Origin of the sequence: Streptomyces atratus, assembly GCF_040655115.1 — a bacterium.
In the GTDB taxonomy this organism is placed as follows: domain Bacteria; phylum Actinomycetota; class Actinomycetes; order Streptomycetales; family Streptomycetaceae; genus Streptomyces; species Streptomyces atratus_D.
Window position 1 is genome coordinate 1 of the sequence record NZ_JBFAJH010000117.1, and the last position, 5,090, is coordinate 5,090.

General features: G+C 67.9%; 7 protein-coding genes and 1 pseudogene. 5 read left to right on the forward strand and 3 right to left on the reverse strand.

Annotation, left to right across the window (positions count from 1 at the left end):
- The first annotated feature begins 78 nt into the window (after positions 1–78).
- From AB0I23_RS41100 to AB0I23_RS41110, 3 genes are all read left to right on the forward strand, one after another.
- A complete protein-coding gene (locus AB0I23_RS41100; RefSeq protein WP_359118358.1) occupies positions 79–945 on the forward strand; it encodes a helix-turn-helix domain-containing protein in 867 nt (288 codons plus the stop codon).
- Positions 942–1,187 carry a DUF397 domain-containing protein gene (locus tag AB0I23_RS41105; protein WP_359118348.1) on the forward strand — a complete coding sequence of 82 codons (246 nt, stop codon included), beginning with the start codon at positions 942–944 and terminating at the stop codon, positions 1,185–1,187. Before AB0I23_RS41100 ends, AB0I23_RS41105 begins: the two co-directional genes overlap by 4 nt.
- A gap of 329 nt (positions 1,188–1,516) precedes the next feature.
- Positions 1,517–2,506, forward strand: a complete 990-nt coding sequence (locus AB0I23_RS41110; RefSeq protein WP_359118350.1) for a helix-turn-helix domain-containing protein — start codon at positions 1,517–1,519, stop codon at positions 2,504–2,506.
- A 58-nt stretch (positions 2,507–2,564) separates the two neighbouring features.
- Here the strand turns inward: AB0I23_RS41110 and AB0I23_RS41115 are convergent, their stop codons facing one another.
- Positions 2,565–2,828: a helix-turn-helix domain-containing protein gene (locus tag AB0I23_RS41115; RefSeq protein WP_359118352.1), complete on the reverse strand. Its 264-nt coding sequence runs from the start codon at positions 2,826–2,828 to the stop codon at positions 2,565–2,567.
- A complete protein-coding gene (locus tag AB0I23_RS41120) occupies positions 2,828–3,493 on the reverse strand; it encodes a DUF2975 domain-containing protein (RefSeq protein ID WP_359118354.1) in 666 nt (221 codons plus the stop codon). The genes AB0I23_RS41115 and AB0I23_RS41120 overlap by 1 nt, the downstream gene beginning before the upstream one ends.
- A 214-nt stretch (positions 3,494–3,707) precedes the next feature.
- On the opposite strand from AB0I23_RS41120, the gene AB0I23_RS41125 reads away from it, so the two are divergent.
- Positions 3,708–4,154 carry an SRPBCC domain-containing protein gene (locus tag AB0I23_RS41125; RefSeq protein WP_359118356.1) on the forward strand — a complete coding sequence of 149 codons (447 nt, stop codon included), beginning with the start codon at positions 3,708–3,710 and terminating at the stop codon, positions 4,152–4,154.
- Between the two features lie 256 nt (positions 4,155–4,410).
- Positions 4,411–4,590: pseudogene (locus AB0I23_RS41130) on the forward strand (HAD family hydrolase); the annotation flags it as partial.
- Between the two features lie 3 nt (positions 4,591–4,593).
- On the opposite strand, the gene AB0I23_RS41950 reads toward AB0I23_RS41130, so the two are convergent.
- Positions 4,594–5,090: penicillin-binding transpeptidase domain-containing protein (locus AB0I23_RS41950; RefSeq protein WP_436847080.1), on the reverse strand; the 497-nt coding region annotated here is incomplete at its 5' end.

Here is a 5,090-nt window from a genome sequence, read left to right on the forward strand (position 1 = left end):
AGCAGCTGTACGGGCACGCCCGGTCGGCTGTACGGGGCGTCGGCCGTGACCGGGCGGACAGAGAGCGGTGCGGGGCAGATGGCGAACGCGGAACGTGAGGAACGACCGGAGCGCCCGGCCGAATCGGATGGGACGGCACACCTGTTCAGGGCGCTGGGCAGACAGCTCAAGGTGCTGCGGGAGCGCGCCGGCCTGAGCCAGAAGGAACTGGGCACGGCAACACACTGCGGCGAGGACCTGATCTCCGCGATGGAACGGGGCGTACGAACACCTCAGCCGGACTTCCTGGACCGCGCCGACACGTTGTTGAACGCGGGTGGGGTGCTGGCGGCGGCGGTCGAGGAGGTACGGGAGGCACTGTCGAGGTCGCGGACGCGGCACCCGGACTGGTTCCGGGACTATGCGCGGGTGGAGGCGGATGCGCTCGCGGTGCACGACTACAGCAACCAGGCGGTTCCGGGGCTGCTCCAGACCGAGGAGTACGCGCGTGCGGTTTTCACTCAGCGGCGTCCCCTGCTCGACGAGGAGACAATCGAGAAGCGGGTGGCCGACCGACTGGACCGACAGAAGATCTTCGAACGGTGGCCCGCACCGACGATGACGTACGTGTTGGAGGAGGTCGTTCTGCAGCGCCCGATCGGCGGAGGTGCGTCCCATGGGCGCCAGCTGCAGCAACTGTTGCGCATCGGGCACATGCGCACAGTGACCCTCCAAGTCATGCCGACCGACCGTGAGGAACACCCCAGCCTGGACGCCTCGTTCATCATGCTCAATCCCAAAGGGCGTCAGCAGGTTGCGTATACGGAGGCGTACGGCCACCCCCGATTGATCACCGACCCGGAAGAAGTCCGGGTGTTCAGCGAACGCTATGGGATCATCCGGTCGCAGGCTCTCGCCACCAGGGAGTCCTTGGCGCTGATCGAGAAGATGCTGGGAGAACGATGAACACCAAGCAACTGCACTGGTTCAAATCCAGCTACAGCAGCGGCGAGGGCGGCGCGTGCGTCGAGGTCGCCTACGACTGGCACAAATCCAGTTACAGCACCGGCGAAGGCGGCAATTGCATTGAAATCGCTACCTGCCCCACCACCATCCACATCCGCGACTCCAAGAACATCCAGGGCCCCCACCTCGATGTCGCCCCCGTCACCTGGTCCGCCTTCATCTCGTACGCGCGCCAGGGCTGAGCGCGGCCCGATCCGCCTGGCGTACCTGGTCCCGCACCGGATCGCGACAGCCGCGACCCGGTGCGCCGCGACCCGGTCGACCACGACGCGACGACCCCCGACGTAAAGGCTTTAAAGACTTTGGGAAGAAGGAACTTCCCAACCCAACCCCTCCCCCGGCCTCAACCAGAGGCCCGTCACTCACACGGGTGAGGTTCGCCAACTGAGCTGGAGTTCGCACCGGTTGGCTGGCATATGCTCGCCGCGACAACCACAGACATGCGTCGGCCCCCGGCCGGGACTGCAATCCCGATCGAGGGCCTGACCACCGAGGAAGCGAACCCTTCCCGATGGATACCCAGCAGATTAGCGTGCCCTCGCACGCCCCGTCCCGCGCACCCGGGAGCGCCGCGCCGTCGTCCGGTGTCGTGCACATCAACTCCCGGCACACCAACCGCTTCACGGTCGTCGGCAACCATCTCGCCCAGCACCGGGAGCTCTCGCTCCTCGCGATCGGGCTCGGCCTGCACATCCAGTCGCTGCCCGCCGGAGCGAAGGTCGGCATCAAGGTCCTCGCCGAACGCTTCCCGGACAGCGAGGCCCGCATCGCCGCCGCCCTGCGCGAGCTGGAAGCCCACGGCTACCTCCGGCGCACTCGGGAACGCCTTCCCGACGGCCGCGTCGTCACCCGCACCTGCTCGTACAACCAGCCGGGCGCCACCCCGCACGCACCCCCGGCACCCAAGCCGCAGCCCCGACCGAGGCCGCGACCCGGACGCCCTGTTCCCGCACCCGAGCCGTGTGCGGCGCTCAAACCGGTCGCGTCGCCTGCACCCGTATCGCAGCCGCCTGCGCCCCTGGCTCCCCACCGGCCCGAAGCCCCGCCCTCTCCGCTCCCCGCACCCCACGCCACCGGCGCCGAGCTGCTCCGCACCGCGGCTGATCTCCTCGCCGACCTGCGTCGGGACACCCCGCAGCTGGTCCTCTCCGAGCGCGACGTCGACCGTCTCAGCCCGGCCGTCGCCGCCTGGCTCGAACGCGAAGCCACCCCCGAGACCATCAGGCGCGCTCTGACTGCCGACCTCCCCGTGCCCCTCAAGCACCCCGCGAATCTGCTCAGACACCGCCTCGCCGCGCTCCTCCCCCCGCCGCTCCCCCTCGTTCCGGTATGCCGGGAGGTGACGCCCTTCCAGACCTGCGACGACTGTGAGCGCGCCTTCCGCTCACCCACCCCTGGCCGCTGCCGGGACTGCCGGACCGACGATCCCCACCCACCCGTCGCCCAGAGGATCGCTTCCAAGGGGTGGGTGATCGCACGGGTCAGCGACCGAGCGGTGTGAAGTAGTGGGCAGCCATGTGGGTGGCTCGCGGGAAATCCCCCCACGGCGTCGGCCCGCCTCAGAGGACTGTCGGTGGGCTCCTGCGCTCGTCTTCGGCGCTCCGGTGCGTGAGCAGGTCGCCCGGCTGGCAGTCGAGGACCTCGCAGATGCGGGTCAACGTGGTGAAGCGGATCGCGCGGGCCCGGCCGTTCTTCAGGATGGACAGGTTCACATTGGTCACACCGACCCGGGAGGCGAGCTCCGCAAGCGTCATGCCGCGCTCGCTGAGCATGCGGTCGAGATGAACCTCGATCGCATGACTGTCGTTGTCGTCCGACGCCATCACACCGTCCCTTCCAAATCCTCCCGCATGGCCACCCCGGCGCGCATGATGCGGGCGAACGTGAGGATGCCCAGAGCTGTGAAGACGAGTGCGAAGGGCGGCTGCCAGGTTCCCAGCCAGCTGTCCACATTGAAGGTGTAGTCCTGGGCCAGGGTCGCCAGCAGCGCCGCGTGCGCGCCGGCTTCCACCACCTCTGCGACCAGGCAGCCGATCAGCAGCCACCAGCCCGCGACCCGCAGGTGCCTCGCTGTCCGTTCGGTGAAGACGCCCTGGCGGGAAGCGCCCTGTATCAAGCGGTTGAGCAGGAACAGGATGCCCAGGACCAGCAGCAACGAGGGGAAGTCGCCGAGGAAGTCGAACAGCCGCTGGGCACTGTCGGCGTGATCGGTGCAGTACGACGGGCGGGCCATCACCTCGACCCCTGCATGGGGTCGGAACATGCCGGTGAACCCGTCCGTGCTGAAATCCGAGCGGGACTCGGCACACACGTGCGGACCGCCCCACGCCAGGCGCAGTTCGCTGCCGACCAGGGGTCCCACGGCCCCGACGACAAGGCCCACGAGGCATAGCCGGTAGACGCCCCGGACCACAGTGGCGACCGGCTCCAGCAGTCTGGCCTCGGCACGGTCGTCATGTGGCTTGGAGCTCTGTACCTCAGCAGTCACCAGCAACCGTCCCTCATATCGAATATCGATGCTATCGAAGAACGATAAGAGTAACCGCATCAGTGGTCAACACTTCTGAACACCCGTCAACGCGCATCGCGAGCGGGGCGGCCTGGTCGCACATCTTCCGGACGCCCGCGACGAGTTCGGAATGCCCCATGGGCGCCAGAGAGCCGCATGCGCCGTTGTCAGAGCCGTGTCCTAGCCTTCCCCCATGACGAAGCCTCTGCGCTACACGGTCACGATCGCCGCGAGTCCCAAGCAGGTGTGGGACACCCTGACCACGTCCGAGGGAACGAAGGCCACGCTCTTCGGCTGCCTGATCGAGTCGTCCTTCGCGGTCGGCAGCCGCGTGGACTTCGTCGGCTACGGCCCCGACGGCGAACGGATCGTGCAGGTCTACGGCGACATCGAAGTGTTCGATCCGCTCAAGGAGTTCACCTACGTCCAGCATCCGGGAGCGGCGCACAACGAGAAGCATGCCGAGACCAGTTGCCGAATGGCCCACCGGCTGACACCCCGCGGGGACTCAACGGAACTCGAACTGACCGTCGACCAGTGGAGCGACGGCAATCCGGCGTACGAACACGCCGCGAGCAGCTATCCCGAGTCCGACTACCTCAAGGGCATCAAGGCGCAGGCGGAGACACTCGCCTCCTGACGTGCTCCGCGGCGTCGTGACCGGGTCCGGCGGCACCCGTTTGCCGCCAGGCCCGTTGCGCCGGCACCCGACCGCCGACCGCCAAGCGGCCGGGGCCTTTCTTTCGGTCGAGCCCGGCCTGATCCGAACGAAAGACCCTAGTCCCCCAGCACCGCCTGCATCACGCGGTTCGCGATCGGCGCGCCCAACCGTCCGCCCGAGATGTCCGAGCGGGAGATGTCATATCCGTCGATCGATGAAGACCGCGGATGGGGCCGAGCCGTCCGCCTGCGTCGTCGCCGAGGACAGCAAGTACGCTATCCAGGCCGCTCGTTCGGCTGGGATGCGGTCGCTGGGCTACGCCGGTGGGCTGACCCCCGCGCACTGGCTGAAAGGCCGGGACACCGTGGTCTTCGACGACATGCGCAGACTGCCGATGCTCCTGTCCGAAATCTGAGCGTCACGCCTGCATGAGGCAATCGCGGAGCAGCAGGCGGACCATACCCGTACGCAAAAGGGCCGGGCACACCTCCACAGGTGAGGCGCCCGGCCCTTCCGATCGCACCGCCGATGTCAGCGGGCGACCACCTTCGTCGCCTTGCTGGTGGCCGAGCCGCTGGTGTGACCCGTGCGGCGGGCGGTGACCTTCACGGTGATCTTCTTGCCGCGCTGGGCGGTTGAAGCCGAACTTCTCCGCCGTCCCGCGCATCCTGTCCGCGCCGACCTTGGACGCCGCGTCGAGGAAGACGTTGTTGCAGGAGTGCTGCATGGCGGTCTTCATCGACGCCTTGTTGCAGACGGCGTCACCCGCCTCACTGCTGATCTTGTTCGAGGAGAGCGGCAGGGGGTACGGGGAGACCGTGTCGGACGCGGCGTCGACGTCGGTGACCACCCCGTTCTCCAGGGCCGCGGCCGCTGTGAGGATCTTGAAGGTGGAGCCGGGCGGGAAGGTCTCGC

Bases quoted from the DNA above. Each gene is read 5' to 3' on its own strand.
- AB0I23_RS41115 (WP_359118352.1), bottom strand. From the start codon at position 2,828: ATGGCGTCGGACGACAACGACAGTCATGCGATCGAGGTTCATCTCGAC.
- AB0I23_RS41110 (WP_359118350.1), top strand. From the start codon at position 1,517: ATGGATACCCAGCAGATTAGCGTGCCCTCGCACGCCCCGTCCCGCGCA.
- AB0I23_RS41105 (WP_359118348.1), top strand. From the start codon at position 942: ATGAACACCAAGCAACTGCACTGGTTCAAATCCAGCTACAGCAGCGGC.
- AB0I23_RS41125 (WP_359118356.1), top strand. From the start codon at position 3,708: ATGACGAAGCCTCTGCGCTACACGGTCACGATCGCCGCGAGTCCCAAG.
- AB0I23_RS41100 (WP_359118358.1), top strand. From the start codon at position 79: ATGGCGAACGCGGAACGTGAGGAACGACCGGAGCGCCCGGCCGAATCG.